Source organism: Microvirga sp. 2MCAF38, from assembly GCF_052115485.1.
GTDB lineage: Bacteria > Pseudomonadota > Alphaproteobacteria > Rhizobiales > Beijerinckiaceae > Microvirga.
Genome location: NZ_JBFRGU010000004.1, coordinates 333,072 through 351,910 on the forward strand (window position 1 = coordinate 333,072; position 18,839 = coordinate 351,910).

Annotated in this window: 20 protein-coding genes; 8 read left to right on the plus strand and 12 right to left on the minus strand. The window is 61.0% G+C overall.

Going from position 1 to position 18,839, the window contains the following annotated elements:
- Nucleotides 1-8 precede the first annotated feature (8 nt).
- Nucleotides 9-98 (minus strand): K(+)-transporting ATPase subunit F, encoded by a 90-nt coding sequence (kdpF, locus tag AB4072_RS10500; RefSeq protein WP_441967797.1) that lies wholly within the window; start codon nucleotides 96-98, stop codon nucleotides 9-11.
- Nucleotides 99-495: 397 nt separating this feature from the next.
- Here kdpF and AB4072_RS10505 point away from each other — a divergent pair, with 397 nt between their 5' ends.
- Nucleotides 496-942: an OsmC family protein gene (locus AB4072_RS10505; RefSeq protein WP_441967799.1), complete on the plus strand. Its 447-nt coding sequence runs from the start codon at nucleotides 496-498 to the stop codon at nucleotides 940-942.
- A 16-nt stretch (nucleotides 943-958) separates the two neighbouring features.
- Here the strand turns inward: AB4072_RS10505 and AB4072_RS10510 are convergent, their stop codons facing one another.
- From AB4072_RS10510 to AB4072_RS10520, 3 genes are read right to left on the minus strand one after another with little or no spacing between them, the layout of a single operon-like run.
- Nucleotides 959-1,726 (minus strand): ABC transporter ATP-binding protein, encoded by a 768-nt coding sequence (locus AB4072_RS10510; RefSeq protein WP_441967801.1) that lies wholly within the window; start codon nucleotides 1,724-1,726, stop codon nucleotides 959-961.
- A complete protein-coding gene (locus tag AB4072_RS10515; RefSeq protein WP_441967803.1) occupies nucleotides 1,714-2,457 on the minus strand; it encodes an ABC transporter permease in 744 nt (247 codons plus the stop codon). The genes AB4072_RS10510 and AB4072_RS10515 overlap by 13 nt, the downstream gene beginning before the upstream one ends.
- A gap of 9 nt (nucleotides 2,458-2,466) precedes the next feature.
- Nucleotides 2,467-3,492: an ABC transporter substrate-binding protein gene (locus AB4072_RS10520; protein WP_441967805.1), complete on the minus strand. Its 1,026-nt coding sequence runs from the start codon at nucleotides 3,490-3,492 to the stop codon at nucleotides 2,467-2,469.
- Between the two features lie 170 nt (nucleotides 3,493-3,662).
- On the opposite strand from AB4072_RS10520, the gene AB4072_RS10525 reads away from it, so the two are divergent.
- A complete protein-coding gene (locus tag AB4072_RS10525) occupies nucleotides 3,663-4,130 on the plus strand; it encodes an Lrp/AsnC family transcriptional regulator (RefSeq protein WP_441967807.1) in 468 nt (155 codons plus the stop codon).
- Nucleotides 4,131-4,158: 28 nt separating this feature from the next.
- On the opposite strand, the gene AB4072_RS10530 is transcribed toward AB4072_RS10525, so the two are convergent.
- The 7 genes from AB4072_RS10530 to AB4072_RS10560 all read right to left on the minus strand — a co-directional run bounded on the left by AB4072_RS10530 (nucleotide 4,159) and on the right by AB4072_RS10560 (nucleotide 12,106).
- On the minus strand, nucleotides 4,159-4,941 hold the full coding sequence (locus AB4072_RS10530; protein ID WP_441967809.1) for an LOG family protein: 783 nt from the start codon (nucleotides 4,939-4,941) through the stop codon (nucleotides 4,159-4,161).
- A gap of 140 nt (nucleotides 4,942-5,081) precedes the next feature.
- Nucleotides 5,082-6,602, minus strand: a complete 1,521-nt coding sequence (locus AB4072_RS10535) for a carboxypeptidase M32 (RefSeq protein ID WP_441967811.1) — start codon at nucleotides 6,600-6,602, stop codon at nucleotides 5,082-5,084.
- Between the two features lie 18 nt (nucleotides 6,603-6,620).
- Nucleotides 6,621-7,625, minus strand: coding sequence for an ABC transporter ATP-binding protein (locus AB4072_RS10540; protein ID WP_441967813.1), 1,005 nt, complete (start codon nucleotides 7,623-7,625; stop codon nucleotides 6,621-6,623).
- Complete coding sequence (locus AB4072_RS10545) at nucleotides 7,577-8,596, minus strand: ABC transporter ATP-binding protein (protein WP_441967815.1); 1,020 nt, start codon at nucleotides 8,594-8,596, stop codon at nucleotides 7,577-7,579. Before AB4072_RS10545 ends, AB4072_RS10540 begins: the two co-directional genes overlap by 49 nt.
- Nucleotides 8,593-9,489, minus strand: coding sequence for an ABC transporter permease (locus AB4072_RS10550; protein WP_441967817.1), 897 nt, complete (start codon nucleotides 9,487-9,489; stop codon nucleotides 8,593-8,595). Before AB4072_RS10550 ends, AB4072_RS10545 begins: the two co-directional genes overlap by 4 nt.
- Nucleotides 9,486-10,460 (minus strand): ABC transporter permease, encoded by a 975-nt coding sequence (locus AB4072_RS10555; RefSeq protein ID WP_441967819.1) that lies wholly within the window; start codon nucleotides 10,458-10,460, stop codon nucleotides 9,486-9,488. The genes AB4072_RS10550 and AB4072_RS10555 overlap by 4 nt, the downstream gene beginning before the upstream one ends.
- Before the next feature lie 65 nt (nucleotides 10,461-10,525).
- Entirely contained in the window at nucleotides 10,526-12,106 is a 1,581-nt protein-coding gene (locus AB4072_RS10560; protein WP_441967821.1) for an ABC transporter substrate-binding protein, read from the minus strand.
- A gap of 96 nt (nucleotides 12,107-12,202) precedes the next feature.
- Here AB4072_RS10560 and AB4072_RS10565 point away from each other — a divergent pair, with 96 nt between their 5' ends.
- The 6 genes from AB4072_RS10565 to AB4072_RS10590 are packed head-to-tail and all read left to right on the plus strand — an operon-like array spanning nucleotide 12,203 to nucleotide 17,691.
- On the plus strand, nucleotides 12,203-13,279 hold the full coding sequence (locus AB4072_RS10565; protein WP_441967823.1) for a GntR family transcriptional regulator: 1,077 nt from the start codon (nucleotides 12,203-12,205) through the stop codon (nucleotides 13,277-13,279).
- Nucleotides 13,276-13,971, plus strand: a complete 696-nt coding sequence (locus AB4072_RS10570) for a creatininase family protein (protein ID WP_441967826.1) — start codon at nucleotides 13,276-13,278, stop codon at nucleotides 13,969-13,971. Before AB4072_RS10565 ends, AB4072_RS10570 begins: the two co-directional genes overlap by 4 nt.
- Nucleotides 13,971-14,984, plus strand: a complete 1,014-nt coding sequence (locus tag AB4072_RS10575) for a ketopantoate reductase family protein (RefSeq protein WP_441967828.1) — start codon at nucleotides 13,971-13,973, stop codon at nucleotides 14,982-14,984. The genes AB4072_RS10570 and AB4072_RS10575 overlap by 1 nt, the downstream gene beginning before the upstream one ends.
- Entirely contained in the window at nucleotides 14,981-15,736 is a 756-nt protein-coding gene (locus AB4072_RS10580) for an SDR family NAD(P)-dependent oxidoreductase (protein WP_441967830.1), read from the plus strand. Before AB4072_RS10575 ends, AB4072_RS10580 begins: the two co-directional genes overlap by 4 nt.
- A 36-nt stretch (nucleotides 15,737-15,772) precedes the next feature.
- Nucleotides 15,773-16,669, plus strand: coding sequence for a polysaccharide deacetylase family protein (locus AB4072_RS10585; RefSeq protein WP_441967832.1), 897 nt, complete (start codon nucleotides 15,773-15,775; stop codon nucleotides 16,667-16,669).
- A 50-nt stretch (nucleotides 16,670-16,719) separates the two neighbouring features.
- A complete protein-coding gene (locus tag AB4072_RS10590) occupies nucleotides 16,720-17,691 on the plus strand; it encodes an isoaspartyl peptidase/L-asparaginase family protein (RefSeq protein ID WP_441967834.1) in 972 nt (323 codons plus the stop codon).
- Between the two features lie 101 nt (nucleotides 17,692-17,792).
- Here the strand turns inward: AB4072_RS10590 and AB4072_RS10595 are convergent, their stop codons facing one another.
- Entirely contained in the window at nucleotides 17,793-18,830 is a 1,038-nt protein-coding gene (locus tag AB4072_RS10595; protein ID WP_441967836.1) for a D-2-hydroxyacid dehydrogenase, read from the minus strand.
- Between the last annotated feature and the right edge of the window lie 9 nt (nucleotides 18,831-18,839).

Genomic DNA, 18,839 nt, shown 5'->3' on the forward strand with positions numbered 1-18,839 from the left:
AGGGCCTCTTAGAACCGTTCGGGCTTGAGCAGCGCCATGACGAGATAAATGGCCAGGCCTACTGCGACGGCCCCGCCAAGGAAAAGATCGAGTGACATGGAGGAGCTCCGATCAAAGCCGCTCGGCCGCGGCGACATAGAGCGCCATGAGCGCAAAGAAGCCGAGGCCCAGCAGGAGAAAGACGACATCAAGCATGACAACACCACGCGGTTAGGTGGCAAAACCTACGACCGACCGGCATCAAGGCTCGATAGGGAAGAGCGTGGCCGGGTATAAGGGCGTTATAAAGAGGTCGGGCGGCGACTCTGATATCAAGGAAACGCCGACCCTACGGGCGCGTTGCAAAACGCAAAGCCTCAGAGAGAGCTGAATTCGGAGCCACTCCGATGGATGGCATTGAATTCCGTTTACCTCGGCCAACCCGGTGCGAAGAACCGCTACAAGTCACCGCCTATATCGGTTAAAACGGCTCGCAAAGAAGATGAGGAGCATCTTATGAAAGCCCGCGTGAAACTGATCGACGGTATGGCGTTTCTAGGCGAATCGGGGAGCGGCCACGCGGTCGTCATGGATGGCGCGCCGGAATATGGCGGTCGCAATATCGGTATTCGGCCCATGGAAATGCTCTTGATCGGCCTTGGTGGATGCACGGCTTTCGATGTGGTGCAGATTCTTAGGCGCGGACGCGAAACCGTGACCGATTGCGTGATCGACGTCTCCTCCGAGCGCGCCGAGACGGATCCGAAGGTTTTCACCAAGATCCACCTCGACTATCGCGTGACCGGCCGCCAGCTTTCCGCCGACAAGGTCGAGCGAGCCATCAATCTCTCAAAGGAAAAGTATTGCTCCGCCTCGATTATGTTGGGCGCGACCGCGACCATCACCCATAGCTGGACCGTGATCGACGAAACGGCGGAAACGCAGACGCCTTCGGCGGCTTAAACAGCAATCGTCCCGCTCAGATCATCCCGCCGTCGCTCGCGACATCGGAGGTCAGGCCGGAGCGTAGAGCTCTTGCTGTTCCGGAGAGCGCTGCATCCTGCCGGCGGCGCGGTCTCGGACTCTCAATGCGGTGTTCGGCGACGATGCGGCCCGGCGAGCCCGAGAGAACCACGACACGGTCGGCGAGGTAAGTTGCCTCGTCGATATCGTGGGTGACGAAGATCACGGTCTTGCCCGTCGCTTGCCAGACACGGACGAGTTCGTCCTGCAGGCTTTCCCGCGTGATCGCGTCGAGCGCGGAAAATGGCTCATCCATCAGCAGCACTTCGGGTTCGACCGCAAGCGCCCTCGCCAGAGACACGCGTTGCCGCTGGCCACCCGATAGTTGATGCGGCCAACGATTGGCCAGTGCGCCCAATCCCACGAAATCCAGCGCCGCCTGCGCACGCGTCCTACGCTCGTGCCTCGCAACGCGTCCGGTCTCAAGTCCGAAACCGACATTGGAAATGACTCGCCGCCATGGCAGCAAGCGTGAATCCTGAAACACCAGCGCCACAGGACGTTTTTGCGGATTGGCCGCGGCAATACGCACAGCACCGGTATCGGGTGACGCAAGACCGGCAAGAACGCGCAGCAACGTGGATTTACCGACTCCGGACGAGCCTACAATCGCCAGAAACTCGCCGCGCGCGACATCGAGGTTCAACCGCTCAAGGACGGTCGTGCGTTGGCCATCACGCTCGAAGGCCAGCGAAAGATCCTTGATCTCGACTACGCTTTCCATCGCAGAAGCCATCCTTGCAAAGCCACGAAAGCCGTATCGAGAAAACCGTAGAGCGCCGCCATGGTGAGCATGTAGACGACCACCACATCGGTCGAGAGAAGGCTGGACGCCTGCATCATCCGTTGGCCGAGGCCGAAAACGCCAAAGATCTCGGCGGCGACCACCGCCATCCACGCTTGGCCCAATGCCGTGCGAAGACCCACAAGGATGCCGGGTGTCGCCGCCGGGAGAAGGATTTTCACCAGGCGCTGCCGGCCGGAACGAAAGCCGAAGGCATCCGCGACTTCGATGAGATCGCGATCGACGGAACGGATCGCGCCATGGGCGGCGAAATAGACGATCCAGAACACGCCCATGGCGATGATGAACACCGCCGCCTTCGTATCGACACCGAACCACAGAATCGCGAAAGGCACCCAGGCGAGACCCGGGACGGGACGAAGAACACGCACGATCCAGGCGGTGAAATCCTCCGCATTGCGATACATGCCGGTGGCGACGCCCAACGCGACACCGAGTGCAGCGCCGAGGCCGAGGCCCAACACGTAATGCGACAGAGAACTTGCAACGGCCTGAAACCACGCACCGCTCGCCACTTCTTTCAAGAAAGCGGCGGGAATGACGCTCGGTCCCGGTAGCAAGGCAGGATTGACGAGGCCGAGCCGTGGCACGGCCTCCCAAAGGCACAAGAACGCGATCAGGCCGATCAATGAGAGAAGAACGGAACGCATGTGTGAGGCTTAACCGCCCTTGGTGGCGCGCTCGAAGAATTTCGACTCGAACAGACCGTCAAACGGCAATTCCTTGTCGAGCGATCCCAACTTGACCTGATAGGCTTGCATGGCGCGGGCCGGTTCGATGATGGCGCGCGGATCGATGAGGAATTTCGTTGCGGGCGAAGAGAGCGCCTTGCGGATCGTCGCACTCTCGACGATGCCCTTGCCGAGCGCAGCCTCGATCGGTGCGACCGCCTTGTCAGGCGTCTTGGCGATCAGATCGGCGGCGCGCACGAGACCGTCCACGAGAGCCTGCACGGCCTCCGGGTTCTTCGTGAGGAATGCGCCTGATACGGCGACAACCGTGCCGGGCTGCCCGGGGAACATCTCGTCGCCGAGCGCGACCAGCTTGATCTCCGGATTGCGGCCCTGGACGATGGTGACGGCGGGCTCGCGGATCGATGCACCTTCGACAGCGCCGGCGAGAACCGCCTGCTGCGTCGCGTCGATGCCCATGGGGACAATTTCCACGTCGGCCTTGTCCGCCTTCGCGACCTCCCACAGCCAATATTGCAGCGTGGTGTTGGGCACCGAGCCGGCAGGCTGGGTGGCAAGGCGCGCAGGTTTTCCTTCAGCGACGCGATAGGCCTTGAAGGCCGCCGCCGACGCAGTGCCGGGCGTGAAATACTTGGCGAGCTTCGGCGTCGCGACGAAGACGTTCTCGGCGATCGCGGTTGCGGCCACCACGCGCACATCGACGCCCTTGGAGCGCGCGACAGCCAGCGGCGCGACACCAGCCACGTAGATGTCGATGGTGCCAGAGGCGACGGCCTGGATCATGTTCGGGCCGGACTCGAATGTGGTGAAGGCGAGTTCGAGGCCCTTCTCTTTCAGCCAGCCTTCCTTATCGGCCACGAAGATCGGCGAAGCACCGATAATCGGAATGACGCCGACGCGCGCCTTGACAGCTCCCTGGGCAAGGGCAGGCGAACGAAACGCACCGGCCAAGGCAACCGCCCCGGTCGCGGCGAGAAAGCGACGACGATCCATTATTTTCATCTCCTGCCAAGCGGCGCCGCCCGATCTGGAGAAGACGCCCGTTGACAGATTAAGAAAAGAATTTTCTATCTGAATGCAAGCAGTAAAGCTTCATAAGAAAAATGTTCTATCTATTGCAAATGAGATAGAATTTTTCTCTAAATTCTAGGAGAAAAAGATAAATGGATGCTATCGACCTAAAAATCCTCACAGCGTTGCAGGCCGATTCCAGCATTTCTATCGCTGAACTGGCCGATCGCGTCGGCCTGTCTCAGACACCCTGCTGGAAGCGGATCCAGCGCCTGGAAACGACCGGCGTTATCGAGAAGCGTGTCGCGCTCGTCGTGCCGGAAAAGATCGGCCTGGGCCTGACGGTGTTCGTCTCCATCGAGACGTCGGACCATTCCGGCGAGTGGCTGGAGCGTTTCGCGCAATTCGTGGCCGCAATGCCGGAGGTGATGGAGTTCTACCGCATGGCGGGCGATGTAGATTACATGCTGCGGGTCGTCGTGGCCGATATGGCGGCTTACGATCAGTTCTACAAACGCCTGATCGCCGAGATTCCGTTGAAGAACGTCACATCCCGGTTTGCCATGCAGCGCATCAAGTCAACGACAGCCTTCGCCCTTCCGGCGCCCTCGAAGGGCTGAGGCGACAATTGGCTCGCGGCGACCTCGCCTATTTCAGTTCTTCCCGGCCATTCGTATAGGTGAGTAGATCGTAAGCGAGAAGCCTCTCCCAAATGTCCTCTGCGCTTCCTGCGAAAGCGAACAGATTGAGGTCATCCACCGCGATCATCCCGTGCTCGATCATCGCATCGAAATTCAGAACGGACGTCCAATAAGCCTTGTCGAACAGAACGATAGGCAGAGGCGGCGCTTTCTGGGTCTGGCGCAGGGTCAGAATCTCGAACAACTCGTCAAACGTGCCGAAGCCGCCGGGAAAGACCACGAGTGCGGCCGCGCGCATGGCAAGATGCATCTTGCGCATGGCGAAGTAGTGAAAGCGGAATGTGAGTTCGGGCGTCGAATAGGCATTCGGCTCCTGCTCGTGCGGCAAGGTGATGTTGAAGCCTATGGAAGGAGCGCCTGCGTCGCACGCATCGCGATTGGCCGCCTCCATAATGCCGGGGCCGCCACCCGTCGCGATGACGTTGTCCCGAACGTTGCCGTTGACGGTGAGCGCTCCACCCCGCTCGGAAGCCATCTTGCCGAAAAGGCGAGCTTGCTCGTACCAGAAGGCCTCGCGTCCCGGCCCGTCCTCGCGCACGCGCGCGCTGCCGAAGACGACGATGGTGGAACGCACGCCCCAATTTCTGAGCGCCTCTTCCGCCTTGGCATATTCGAGCTGGAAGCGCACGCCGCGCATCGTATCGCCCAGGAGAAAATCCTGGTCGAGAGCAGCCAGCCGATAGGAAGGCGAGGCTATTTGCGCGGCATTCGAGGGATGGGAATTCGTCATGACAGGCCCTTCGAGATGGTTCCGACTTAAGCGTTCCGCTCGACGCCTGCGCGGCGATGAGCCGGCGGCGTTCATAGAACCCGCCGGCTTATCGCACAAAACCGCATCGAAGACGAAATGTCGGCGCGTCGGCGCTCCGCTTATGCGTATTTCGCTTCGAGATAGCGCAAATAAGGGGCCACTTCGAGGGTGCGGCCCGTCACGTTGGTGAGAAGTTCCTGGCGCTGGAACCGGCGGCCATGGCGCCAGATCTTTTCCCCGAGCACATCATTGAGGCGCGCATATTCGCCCGCCTCGATCGCGTCGTGCAGGCCCTTATCCTCGGAACGCAGCGTCTCCATGACTTGTGCCGCCATGACGTTGCCGATGGTGTAGCTCGCGAACGAGCCCATATAGCCGGTCGACCAATGCACATCCTGCAGAACGCCGCGTGCATCGTCCGGCACGACGAGATCGAAATCGCGTTTGATGGCCTCATTCCAGGCCTGAGGGAGATCGGCGACTTTCAGCGAATTTTCCATGAGCGCGCGCTCGAGTTCGACACGCAGCATGATGTGGAAGTCATAGGTCAATTCATCGGAATCGACGCGGATGAAGCCCGGCTCGACGCGCGTCACGGCGCGGTAGAATTCTTCCGCACTGACATCGCTGAGCTGGCTCGGGAAATGCCGCTGCAATTCGGGGAAGTGCAACTGCCAGAAAGTCCGGCTGCGGGCGACATGATTTTCCATCAGTCGCGATTGGGATTCGTGCGTTCCCAGGCTCGTGCCGTTCACAGCATAGAGACCGATGAGATCGGTCGCGAGTGTCGTGCGGACGAAAGCCGGATCGCCACCCTGCTCGTAGAGCGCATGCCCGGTCTCGTGAGCGGTTGCGAAAATGGAACCCGGAAGATAGTCACGCCGATAGCGCGTCGTGATCCGTACGTCGTTGCGCGTAAACGAGACCTCGAAAGGATGCACGGTCTTGTCGAGACGGCCGCGGGTGAAGTCATAGCCGAGCTTTCTTGCAACGAACTCGCCGAAAGCATGCTGCCCTTCCTCCGCGTAGTCCCGGAAAAGGAAGTCGGAGCGCGGAGCCGGACGGGCGCGCGCCTTATCGAGAATCGGTTTCAGACCGGTACGAAGTTCATCGAAGAAGACCTTCAGGCTTTCCGCGCTCTCGGTCGGCTCATAGACCGCGACCATCGCGTCATAGGGATGCTTGCCGTAGCCGACCGCATCAGCATAGGCGCGGGCGAGATTCATCGTCTTTTCAAGGAACGGTGCGAAGATCGAAAAATCGGACTTTGCCCGAGCCTCGATCCAGGCCGACTGCGCGTGGGTGCGAAGCGCCACGCGCTCCTGAATGAGCGATGCAGGAATGCGATTGTGGTGATCGAAGGCGATACGCGTCTGTTTCACAGCGCGGCGAGCTGCCGAATCTTCCGGCGCTGATTCAACCGCACGCTCCGCCGTTTCGAGTGCCTTCTCTGTCTCGGGTGCAAGCAGGATGTCGCGGGCTAATCGCGTCAAAGTCGCAATCTGGTGGCCGCGCGTCTCCGCACCACCGGTCGGCATCATGGTGCGCGAATCCCAGGTCAGGAGGGAGGCGGCATTCAGCACATCGTTGACGGTGCCGACGCGCTCGTGGAGGGCCGAAAGGGCCGGATTTTGAATCATGATACTTCGCTTGCGAGTTCAGGCGGTTCCGCCCGTGTTGAGATGACAGGCCGAGAACCGGCCGGACCCGATGGCGGTGAGGGCCGGCACTTCCTTGCGGCAACGCGGCCCCGCCAGGGGGCAGCGCGGATGGAAATGACATCCACTCGGGGGGTTGAGAGGCGATGGAATTTCACCCGCGATGGGCTGAAAATCCTTGCGACCAACGCCGACCCGCGGAACGCTTTCGAACAAGGCTTTGGTATAGGGGTGGTTCGGCGCAGCATAGAGCTCGGTGGTTTTCGCGAGTTCCACGATACGGCCGAGATACATAATTGCAACCCGGTCCGACACGTGACGCACAACGCCGAGATCGTGACTGATGAAAATCGCCGTCAGATCGAGGTCGCGCCGCAGATCCATGAAGAGGTTCAAGACCTGCGCCTGGATGGAGACATCAAGGGAGGCGACAGGCTCATCGAGCACGAGCAGATCGGGCTTCATGGCCAGAGCACGCGCGATTGCGATGCGCTGGCGCTGGCCGCCTGAGAACTGGTGCGGGAAACGCCGGCGGTAACTAGGATCAAGCCCGACCCGCGCCAGAAGATCGGCCACGTAAGTGTCTGCTTCGCCTGCCTTGACGATGCGGTGCGTCACCGGACCTTCCGCAACCGTGTCCCCGATGCGCATGCGGGGATTGAGACTGGCGAACGGATCCTGATGAACCATCTGGACGCGCGTCGTCAGCTTCTGGGTCCGGCGTCCCTGCTCCTTGGCGACGGGCGCATTCTCGAACAGAACCTTACCGTCGCTGGGCGCATAGATGCCGGCCACGATGCGGCCCAGCGTCGACTTCCCGCAGCCGGATTCTCCGACAAGGCCGATTACCTCGCCTTTGGCGACCGACAGGCTCACACCCGTCACGGCGCGCACGATCTCGGCCTTGCGACCGGCGCCGAGAAGGCCCGCGATGCGCTCGCCGAGGCTTGGGCGCTTTACGAAGCGCTTTGAGAGATTGTCGATCTCGAGGAGAGCGGAGGACATTGTTCTGACTCGATGGGGAAATGACAGAGAGCGGTGCGCCCGTCTGCAAAATCGCGAACGGGCGGCGGCGTGGTGCAGGTGGCCTGCGCACGCGGGCAACGCGGCGCAAAAGCACATCCTGGCGGCAGGTTGGTGATCGACGGTGCGGAGCCCGGAATTTGCGGCAGATGCTCGCCGGGCGGATGTTCGGCCGGAACGGAGAGCAGCAAGCCCGCCGTATAGGGATGGCGCGGGGACGCTATGACCTCGGCGGCCGGCCCCGTCTCCACGATGCGACCCGCATACATGACGCAGATATCGTCCGCGAGACTCGAGACGACGGCAAGATCGTGCGTCACCCACACGAAGGCGGTGCCGGTCTCATCGGCCAGACGCCTCACCTCGGCGAGAATTTGGCCCTGGATAGAGACATCGAGCGCAGTCGTCGGTTCGTCCGCGATGATCACGGCGGGGCTATGCAAAAGCGCCGTCGCGATGGCGACGCGCTGGCGCATGCCGCCTGACAATTGATGCGGATAGGCGTCCAGCCGCTCTTCGGGGCTTGGAATGCCGACCTTGGCGAGAGCGTCGCGAGCCCGCTTCAAGGCCTCTTTCCGCGAGACCTTGTCATGAGCGCGCACAGCAGCGGCCATCTGCGTCCCGATCTTGAGAACCGGGTTTAGGGTCATCATCGGATCCTGGAACACCATCGCGATCCGCGCGCCGCGAACGCGACGAAGCGCTTCGCCCTTCAGGTGTGTGAGGTCCGTTCCATCAAGCAGTACCTGCCCACCCGCGATCTTGCCCGGTGCATCGATGAGGCCGAGGATCGAGTAGCCGGTGACGCTTTTGCCCGAGCCGGATTCACCAACGAGGCCGAGAATCCGCCCGCGTGCGACCTTAAAGCTCACGCCGTCGACGGCTTTCACCGTTCCCGCACGCGTTTGAAACTCCGTGCGAAGATCTTTGACGTTCAGCACATAGTCCGTCATCGGCTGCGCCTCGGATTGAGCACGGTGCGGACCTGATCGCCGACGAGGTTGATGGCAACCACCGTCAGCATCAGCGCGATGCCGGGATAGATCGAGATCCAATAGCGACCCGAAAGCAGAAACTGGAACCCGTTCGAAATGAGTGAGCCGAGAGAAGGCTGCGTCAGCGGTAGTCCGAGCCCTAGAAACGAGAGTGTCGCCTCAAGGGCAATCGAATTGGCGACCTGCACCGTGGCGACCACGATCAATGGCGGCAAGGCGTTCGGCAACAGATGCCGAAAGAGAACCTGCCGCGCAGGCAAAGGAGTCGAGAGAGCCGCCTCGATATAATCCTTGCTGCGCTCTGCGCTTGCCGCGCCATGCGTGGTGCGGGCAAAATAGGCGTATTGCGCCGCCGTCAGTGCCGCGATGAGCTGCGGCAATCCCTGCCCCAGCATGGCGACAAGAACGAGCGCAAGAAGGATCGCGGGCAGCGATAGTTGCAGATCGATGATGCGCATGATCACCGCTTCGACGCGCCCACCATAGTAGGCCGCGATCAAACCCACGACGGCACCGAAGGTCAGGGCCAGTGATCCTGCCGCAACGCCGACGATGAGGCTCGTACGCAAGCCATAGAGAATGGCCGAGAACACGTCGCGCCCGGCCGCATCGGTGCCGAGCCAATGCACGTATCCGGCGGAGCCGACATTGCCGGGTTCAAGGCGTGCGTCGAAAAGATCGAGCGTCGCCTGATTGTACGGATCCTGCGGCGCGATCAGCGGCGCGAACACCGCCATCAGGATGACGGAGACGATAACGATCAAAGCTGCGACCGCCGTCGGGCTCTGGCGGAAATCCGCCCAGAACCCGGCAAGACGCGTCCAGCGCGTTTCAGCAGCTATGGCGCTCATGACGCTTCCTTGACGCGAATGCGTGGGTCGAGCTGGCCATAGGTGAGATCGACGACGAGATTGATCAGGACAAACAGGAACACGACAAGAATGAGATAAGCGACCATGACAGGACGGTCGAGCACCGTAATGGAATCGATGATGAGCTTGCCCATGCCGGGCCAGTTGAACACGGTCTCGGTTACGACTGCGAAAGCCAACGTCGAGCCGAGTTCAAGGCCGAAAACGGTGACGATCGGGATCGCGATGTTCTTGAGCACGTGCAGTCCGACAACCTTGCCTTCCGAGAGCCCTTGCGCCCGCGCGAAACGGACATAATCGGAACTCATCACCTCTGCCGTGCCTGCGCGCGTGAGGCGAATGAGCAAACCGAGCTTGAAGAGCGCGAGATTGAAAGCCGGGAGAATGATGTAGCTCCACCCCTCGAGTGAGGTGATGGACAGGTTCATGCCGAGAACATGCGTCGTCGGGCCGCGACCGCCGGATGGCAGCCATCCGAGCTCCACGGCAAAGGCCATGATCAGCAACAACCCGACCCAGAAAGTCGGAACGCTGAAGCCCAGAACGGAGAAGGCCATGATGGCTTTGGACGAAATGGCATCGGGCTTGTAACCCGCCCACAATCCCAGCGGAATACCGAGAAAAGTCGCGATGACCATCGCCGTCACCGCGAGCTCCAGCGTCGCTGGGAAGCGCGACCAGATCAGACCGATGACGGGTAGGCGATAGATAAACGACTCGCCCATGTCCCCGTGCAGCATGTTGCTCATGAACACGAAGTATTGCTCGATCAAAGGCCGATCGAGACCGTAGCGATGGATCAATGCTTCGCGCAGGGCCTGGTCGGAAGCTGGATCGATCATCACATCGATCGGGTTCCCGATAGCGTAAACGCCCAGGAACACGATGATCGACATCGCAATAATCACAAGAAGCGCTTGAAGAACGCGCTGAATCAAAAAACCAATCATGCTCTTTTATGTTTGGTCATGAGGGAGGACCGGCCGGATGACCCCGGCCGGTCCTTGGATGGCGATCAGCTCTTCGGCTTGATCTCGTAGGCCAGCGTCTCCTGATCGACGCGCGACGGGATGGTCAACATTCCCTTCTTCGCGGCCCAGACCGTCTGCAGCTGCACGGTCGGGATCAGCGCGCGGTCGTTCATGGACACTTCCGTCACCTTCTCGAAGAGAGCGCGGCGCTTCGGATCGTCCATGGTGCGCGAGCCTTCCTCGAGCAGCTTGTCCACTTCCGCATTGGAGTAGCCCTGCTTGTTGAACGCGCCGAGACCGGTCTTTGGATCGGCCGTGTGCACGAGCGAGCCGTAGGTGTAGCTCGCCTCACCCGTCAGCGTGCCCCAGCCGCTCATCCACAGGGAGAACTCACCCTTCTGCTGCGCCGGGAAAAACACGGTGCCGTTGAGTGCGTTGGCGTTCACCTTCAGGCCTGCGCGCGCCCACATCTGCGAGAGCGCTTCACACACAGCGGAATCGCCAGGCAGGCGATTGTTGGTGCAATGGAAGTCGATCTCGAAGCCCTTCGGATAACCCGCTTCCGCGAGAAGCTGCTTCGCCTTTGCGACATCGTAAGGACGCTCCGGCAAAGCCTTGCTACCGCCGAAGAAGTTCGTCGGCATCAGCTGGTTCGCGGGGCGACCCAACCCTTCGAGGACGACGCGAACGAGCGTCTTGCGGTCGATGGCGAGATCGAGCGCTTCGCGCACCTTCGGATCACGCAGCGGATTCTCGGTGATTTCCTTGCCGTCGACCTTCACCGGCTTCGGCAAAGTCTCTTTCACGTTCGGCGTGAGGTTGAGATAATAGACCGAGTCGGCGACGAAGGTGTCGACCGATTTGTCCTTCTGCATTGCGGCGTAGTCGGTTGCAGGCACGTAATTGACGAGATCCACCTGACCGGATTTCAGCGCCGCCATGCGGGCCGGATCGTTCGGGATTTCCTTGCGGATCACCTTCGCCCAGGGCTGCTTCGCGCCCCAGTAACCGTCGAAACGCTCGACGACGAAATCGCCCTTCGGTTCCCACGAGACGAACTTGTACGGCCCGGTGCCGATGGCGGCCTTACCCGAATTGAACTGCTCGTTGCGCGCTTCCATGCCGACGGACTTCGACACCACGAAGAGGCGGATGAAATCGTTCGGCAGGGTCGGTGCAGGCGCCTTCGTGATCACGTGCAGGGTGTATTTGTCGACGACCTTCGTCTCCTTCACCTGCTTCGTGTAGATCGTCATGCTCATCGGGCCGGTCACCACGGGGATGCGGTCGATGGAGAACTTCACGTCTTCTGCCGTCAGCTCCGAGCCGTCGTGGAATTTCACGCCCTCACGGATCTTGAACTCCCAGGTCGTGTCATCGACCGGCTTCCAGGATGTCGCGAGACCCGGCTTCATCTGCAGGTTCTCGTCCGCCATCACCAGCGTGTCGAAGATGTGGCGCAAGGTCTCTGCCTGGCTGCCAAGCGTCGACCAATGCGGGTCGATCGAGTCCGGCCCGGCGCGCACACCCATCGTCAGCGTCTGCGCCGATACGGCGCCACCAAGCGTCGTGCCGATGAGCAGGGCTGCCGCCAGTGTGGAGCCGAGCTTGAAATTAAGTTTCATAAGATATCCCCTCTTGCTAAGGACCGGTCTTTTCGTTCAAGGTGTTCTTGTCGATTAGAACGGTAGGTCAGCAAATTCATTAAAGTCAACTCCGTCGTGCACAAAACACCATCATCACCTGATATTTCTGACGGCATCTGTTATAATAAAACAGAACAGACGCCCGACGAGAAGATTCTGACCAATCTCGCGGCTGCGCTCGACCGCACGCTACCGGTGCCGCTCGGAATCCAGCTGCGTGGATTGATCGAATTCGGCATCGCGCTTGGCGAACTGCCGAGCGGCCAGCGGCTTCCGTCAGTGCGCGAGTTGGCCGAGCGAGCAGGCATCGCCCACATGACGGTCGCGACCGTCTATCGCGAATTGCGCGAGGCCGGACTGATCGAGGCAAAGCCCGGCGCTGGCACTTATGTGGGCGACGGGCATTCCAGCGACGGCCTACGCTCTTCCGCCATGCGCAAGATCCAGCGGCGCGTCGAAACGCTCTTCAACGAAGCGGAAGAGCTGGGGCTCGCGCCTTCCGTCGTCTCTTCGCTCGTCAATGCGCGTGCGGCTCGTGGCCGTGCGCAAACGCGTCCCCTGCATCTCGTCATGGTCGGCAATTTCATTGAGACGACGCGGCAATATGCCGACCGGATTCGGGAATATCTCGAGCCTGGGGACAGCATCACGGTGACCACCGTCGATGCGTTGCAAGCGGGCGAATCTTTTCCGCAACCATGCGATGTCTGCATTACCCTCGCCCACCGCCGTGGCGAAGTGGAGCACCTGCTTCCGACCAGCATTCCCGTTGTGGGTCTGAGCTTTATTCCTTCAGAGGAAACGCGCGCGCAGCTCGCCATGATCGATCCGATGGCCCGCGTCGGCATCGTGTCGATCTTTCCCGAGTTCATGGCCCTGATGAAGCCCGGCGTGCTGCGTTTCGCACCACACGTTTCGGATGTGGACGTGAGGCTTCTGACCGCTCCCGACCTCGAAGCGTTTCTCGCATCCGTCGATGTGGCGATTTACGCCAGCGGCGCGGAAGCGAAGGTCAAACAGCTTCTACCGCCTGATCGGCAAGCCACGGAATTTCGCTACGTACCGGATCCGCACGCCATTCGCGCCACGTTGCTGCCCGTGCTCGAGCGAGCGCGCTCGGCAAATGCCCAACAAGAGGAAGAGCCTTCATGAAAATCAGCGAGATGAATTGGTTTCAGGTCGAGGAATACCTGAAGACCGACGACCGCGCGGTGGTGCCGCTCGGCTGCACGGAGCAGCACGCCTATCTGAGCCTCTCCGTCGACAGCATCCTCGCCGAACGTGTTGCCGTTGAAGCAGCTGAACCTCTCGGTGTGCCGGTCTTTCCGGTTGTTGCTTACGGCATCACGCCCTATTTCATGGCCTATCCCGGCACAATCACCATGAGAGCCGAGACATATCTTCATATCATCACCGATATTCTCGATTCGCTGCGCCGCACGGGCTTCCGCCGCATCCTGTTCGTCAACGGGCATGGCGGTAACGCACCGGGGCAGGCTGCCGCCATCGAGTGGATGGACAAGAATTCCGATTGTCGTGTTCGCTTCCACAATTGGTGGAACGCTCCTCGTACCTTCGAGAAAGTAAAGGCCATCGATCCCGTCGCCTCGCATGCTTCCTGGATGGAGAATTTTCCCTGGACACGCCTACCCGGTATCGAGCAGCCCGATGTCCAAAAACCCATGGTCGATCTTGAGCGCATGCGCACCTTCGGCCCCGAGGGCGTTCGCGAAATTCTCACCGATGGCAATTTCGGCGGTCGCTTTCAGCGCCCGGACGAAGACATGCAAGCCATCTGGTCCGTCGCCCTGGACGAAACCCGCGCGCTGATCGAGACCTGGTAATGAGCGACACAATTCTGATCTGGGGCGCCGGTGCCATCGGCGGAACGCTTGGCGCTTATCTTACCCGCGCGGGCGAAGACGTGCTTCTCGTCGATATCGTCGAGCCGCATGTGGAAGCCATGAACCGGGACGGCCTCGTCATCGAAGGTCCGGTTGAGGCTTTCACGCAAAAAGTGCGCGCCACGACACCCGAGAACGTCAAGGGACGCTTCAAGCGAATCATTCTTGCTGTGAAAGCGCACCACACGCGCGATGCCGTGCGGGCGCTCATGCCGCATCTGGCTGAGGACGGCACCGTGTTGTCCGCCCAGAACGGCCTCAACGAGATCGTGATCGCAGAAGAGATCGGTGCGGCGAAGACTGTCGGCTGCTTCGTCAATTTCGGCGCGGATTGGCTTGAACCGGGGCGCATTCTCTTCGGCAACCGTGCCGCCGTCGCCATTGGTGCGCTTGACGGCAAGGCGACGAAAGAGGTGGAGGATTATCACCGCCTGCTCTCGATCTTCGAACCCAACGCGGTGCTCACAGACAATATCTGGGGCTATCTCTGGGGGAAGCTCGGGTATGGCGCGATGTTGTTCGCAACCGCTCTCACGCCTGCTTCCATGTCGGAAAACCTCGCCTCCGAGCGTCATTTCCCCGTCTTCCATGCACTAGGCCGCGAGGTGATGGCGGTGGCAAAGGCGCGGAGCGTGAAACCGCTCGGGTTCAACGGCTTCGTCCCGGAAGCCTTCATGCCCGGAGCCGATGAGGCCGCTGCGCGAACCTCTGTGGCCGCCATGGCCGAGTTCAACCGGCACACCGCCAAAACACATTCCGGCATCTGGCGTGATCTCGCCGTGCGCAAACGCAAGACCGAAGTCGATGCGCAAATCGCGATTATCGCGACGCTTGCAGCGCAAGTTGGGCAAAAGACGCCCACCATCTCCAAGCTCGTCGATCTCATTCACGACATTGAAGACGATCGCCGCGAACAATCCTGGTCCACTCTCGATCTTTTGTTGAACCCATGAAACTCGACTTCACCAACCGCCGCGCCGTCGTCACCGGCGCGGCGCAAGGCATCGGCCGTACCATCGTCCAATCCCTCGCGGCTGAAGGCGCTCAGGTCTGGGCACTCGATATGGACGATGTCGGCCTTCGCACCGCTAAGGAAGTCGGCGCGCAACAAACACGCACGCTCGACCTCTCGGATCGGTCCGCTGTCGCGCGAACCATGACCGAGATGGCCGACACACTCGGCGGCATCGACATCCTGGTCAATTGCGCGGGTGGAGTCCGTGGCCAGGTGGCAAAACCCGTCGAGGACGTGAGCGAGGAGGAATGGCTCGTTCTCTTCGAGGCCAATGTCCATGGCGCTTTCTTCTGCTCGCAAGCCGTCGCACCACATATGAAGCGCAACGGCTTTGGGCGCATCGTCAATATCTCGTCTGGCGCCGGCCTGCGCCCGAGCCTCACAGGCATTCAGGCTTACACGGCGTCGAAACACGCGCTCGTCGGTCTGACCAAGCAACTGAGCTTTGAACTCGGCCCCTTCGGCGTCACCGTCAACAGCGTCGCGCCGGGTTTCGTTCTCTCCAACCCCAACACGCAACGGCAATGGGAGAACTATGGCCCTGAAGGCCAGGCGCGACTCGTGCAGACCATCCACACCCGCCGCCTCGGCGCTCCGCAGGACATCGCCAACATGGTGATGTTCCTGACCTCCGACGCCGCGTCCTGGGTGTCGGGAGAAATCATTTCCGTCGATGGCGGTCGGTCGTAATCGGCGACAGCACACGTTTTTAAAGTGAGATTTGACATGAGCGAGACTCAAGACGCCCCATGGAACTGGCCGGAGGAGACCTGGCGCGCAAAAGTCGAGCATGTGCGTGCCGGACGCTCCCTGAAGCCGACCACATGGAAAAATGGCGCTCGTTGCGCAGTCGCCCTTTCCTTCGATGCGGATCACGAAACGAATGAACTGCGCGACGGCGGCAAATCCATCGGCCGCATGTCACAGGGCCAATACGGCAACCGCCAGGGTGTGCCGCGCATTCTCAACGTGCTTGCAAAGCATGACGCGAAGGCGACCTTCTTCGTTCCCGCCGTCAGTGCGCTTCTTTATGAGGACGAGCAGCAGCGTGTGGTGGCGGAAGGTCACGAAATCGGTATCCATGGCTGGATTCACGAACTCAACAGCCAGCTTCCTTATGAGATCGAGCGCGATCTCATGTTCCGCTCCGCCGATACGCTGGAACGCATCACGGGCGTCCGCCCCGTCGGACTTCGCACGCCCTCCTGGGATTTCAGCGCCGATACGCTGCGCATCGAGCGCGAGCTCGGCCTGCTCTACGATTCGTCCCTCATGGCCGACGACGATCCTTATGAAATCGTCGAGAAGGGCACGCCGACCGGGATCGTCGAACTACCGGTGGAATGGATTCGCGACGATGCGGTCTATTTCAACATGCACCGCTTCAACGGCCTGCGCCCGCAAATGCCACCGACGGCAGTCTACGACATCTTTCACCGGGAATTCGAACGCGCCTATGCGGAAGGCGGCCTTTTCCTCCTCACCATGCATCCGCATGTGATCGGCTATCGCTCGCGCATCTGGATTCTCGAAATGCTTCTGGAAGAGATCTCCAAACGTTCGGACGTATGGGTCGCGACTCATGCAGAGATCGCCGCCTATGCCAAGCAAGCCTGCGCCTGAGCCCGGCGCATCGAAAGCCCAAGGAAAGCCCAAGGAAAGCCAAGAACACCATGACCGGTTCAACCTCTCCCGATAATGATTTCGTTCTCGCCGTCCATGGCGGAGCGGGCACAATTCTGCGCAGCACGATGACGCCGGAGCGCGAGGCTGCCTATCACGCGGGCCTGCGCCGTTCCCTTGAAGCAGGCCGGGCTGTGCTGGCGGATGGCGGCGCGGCGCTCGATGCCGTCACTGCGGCGGTAGTGGAACTCGAGAACGAGCCTGTGTTCAATGCGGGTCGCGGTGCGGTCTATACCTCGGCCGGCAAGCAGGAAATGGACGCTGCCGTCATGGACGGCCGCAATCGTGCGGCGGGCGCAGTCGCTGGAATCTGCGGCCCGCGCAATCCGGTGCTGGCGGCTCGCGTCGTCATGGAGCGCTCGAACCATGTGATGCTGATCGGCGAAGGCGCTCTCGCCTTCTGTAGGGCGCAAGGCGTCGCCTTCGAAGAGCCGTCATACTTTTTCACCGAAGCGCGTTGGAAAGCTCTTCAGGACACGCTCGCCCTCCGTGAGCGAGGCGCGGACGATCACGACGATTCGCGAAAGCACGGCACGGTCGGCGCCGTGGCGCGCGATCGCCACGGCAACCTCGCGGCGGCAACGTCGACCGGCGGCATGACCGGCAAGGCGCCTGGCCGTGTTGGTGATAGCCCGATCTTCGGTGCAGGCACCTGGGCCGACGACGCCTGCGCGATTTCAGGCACAGGACACGGTGAAATCTTCATCCGCTACGCTGCCGGGCATGAGATCGCCGCGCGCCTGCGCCATACGGGTCAATCGCTGGAAGATGCCTCACGGATCGTCGTCATGGACATTCTGGCGCCCGCCGATGGCTCCGGTGGCCTGATCGCGGTCGACAAAACAGGCGCGGTCTCATTGCCGTTCAACTGCGCCGGAATGTATCGTGGCTATGTGCGCGCAGATAACGTTCTGCGCACCGCGATCTATGACGAGCCGCTGCGGGAATTTATCGGGGCTTAAGCGCGTTCGACGCGCAATAAGCTCCATCAGCCTCATTCCCGCGCTTCATCTCGTAGCGCGGGAACACGCCGCTGTTGCCGCACACGTGGCGGATGTCTCGATCAATACATCCGCTTCTTGTCGAGCACATTGACCATCTTGGCCGTCTCTCCGGCGAGATAGTGCTTCAAGTTGCGGCAGAAGATATCGGTGATCTTGCCGTTCTCGCTTGGGGCGGTGCTGGCCGAATGCGGGCTGATCAGCACATTCGGCATGGTCCAGAGCGGCGAGCCCGGTGGAAGAGGTTCGACCGTCGTAACGTCGAGACCGGCAAAACCGACATGGCCGCGCGCCAGCGCATCGATCAAGGCCACCTCATCCACCACCAGCCCTCGCGCGATGTTCACCAGAACGACACCCGGCTTCATCGCTGCAAAGGCCGCCGCGTTGATCATGCGATCGGTTTGCGGGGTGTGCGGCGTCGCGAGAACGACATAATCCGCATCGGAAACGGCGCGATGAAGATCCGCCTGCCCCAGCACCTCATCCGCGCAAAGCTCGACGCGACGCTCCGGCGCGGGAGTGTTCACCAAAGCGATCACACGCATGCCAAAGGCTTTGGCGATGGCTCCGACACGCGCGCCGATCTGACCCGCGCCGACTACGGTGATGGTCTTGCCTGCGAGCTCCCCGCAGCAATAGCGGTCCCAGCGACGCGCCGCCTGATCGCTTTGGAGTCTCGGCAGATCCTTCGCATGCATGAGAAGGACGAGAAAGACGAACTCCGTCAGCGAATCGGCATGAACACCACGCGCGGTCGTGACCAGAAGGTCTGTCTCGGCCAGGCCGAGCGCATGCACGCGACGGCCGACGCCCGAACTCGTCGTCTGCACCCAGCGCACATGAGGCGCCGAGCTTAACCCGTCATCCGGAAAGTCCCAGAGAATCGTTGCACGGCCAAGAGCTTCTCGCCAGCGCTTTTCCTGAGAGGGCGTGCGTTTGAAACCTTCGCGCCCGTCATGATCCGCGATGTAGCGGGTCGGCGGCTGGCAATCCGCTTCGTAGATCACCTCGACCTCGGGCGACACCGCACGGATGCGCTCGACGTGTTCCGCCTCCAGGGGCGAGGTGATGAAAATCATATGTTTGAAGGAGGACATGGGGTCGTC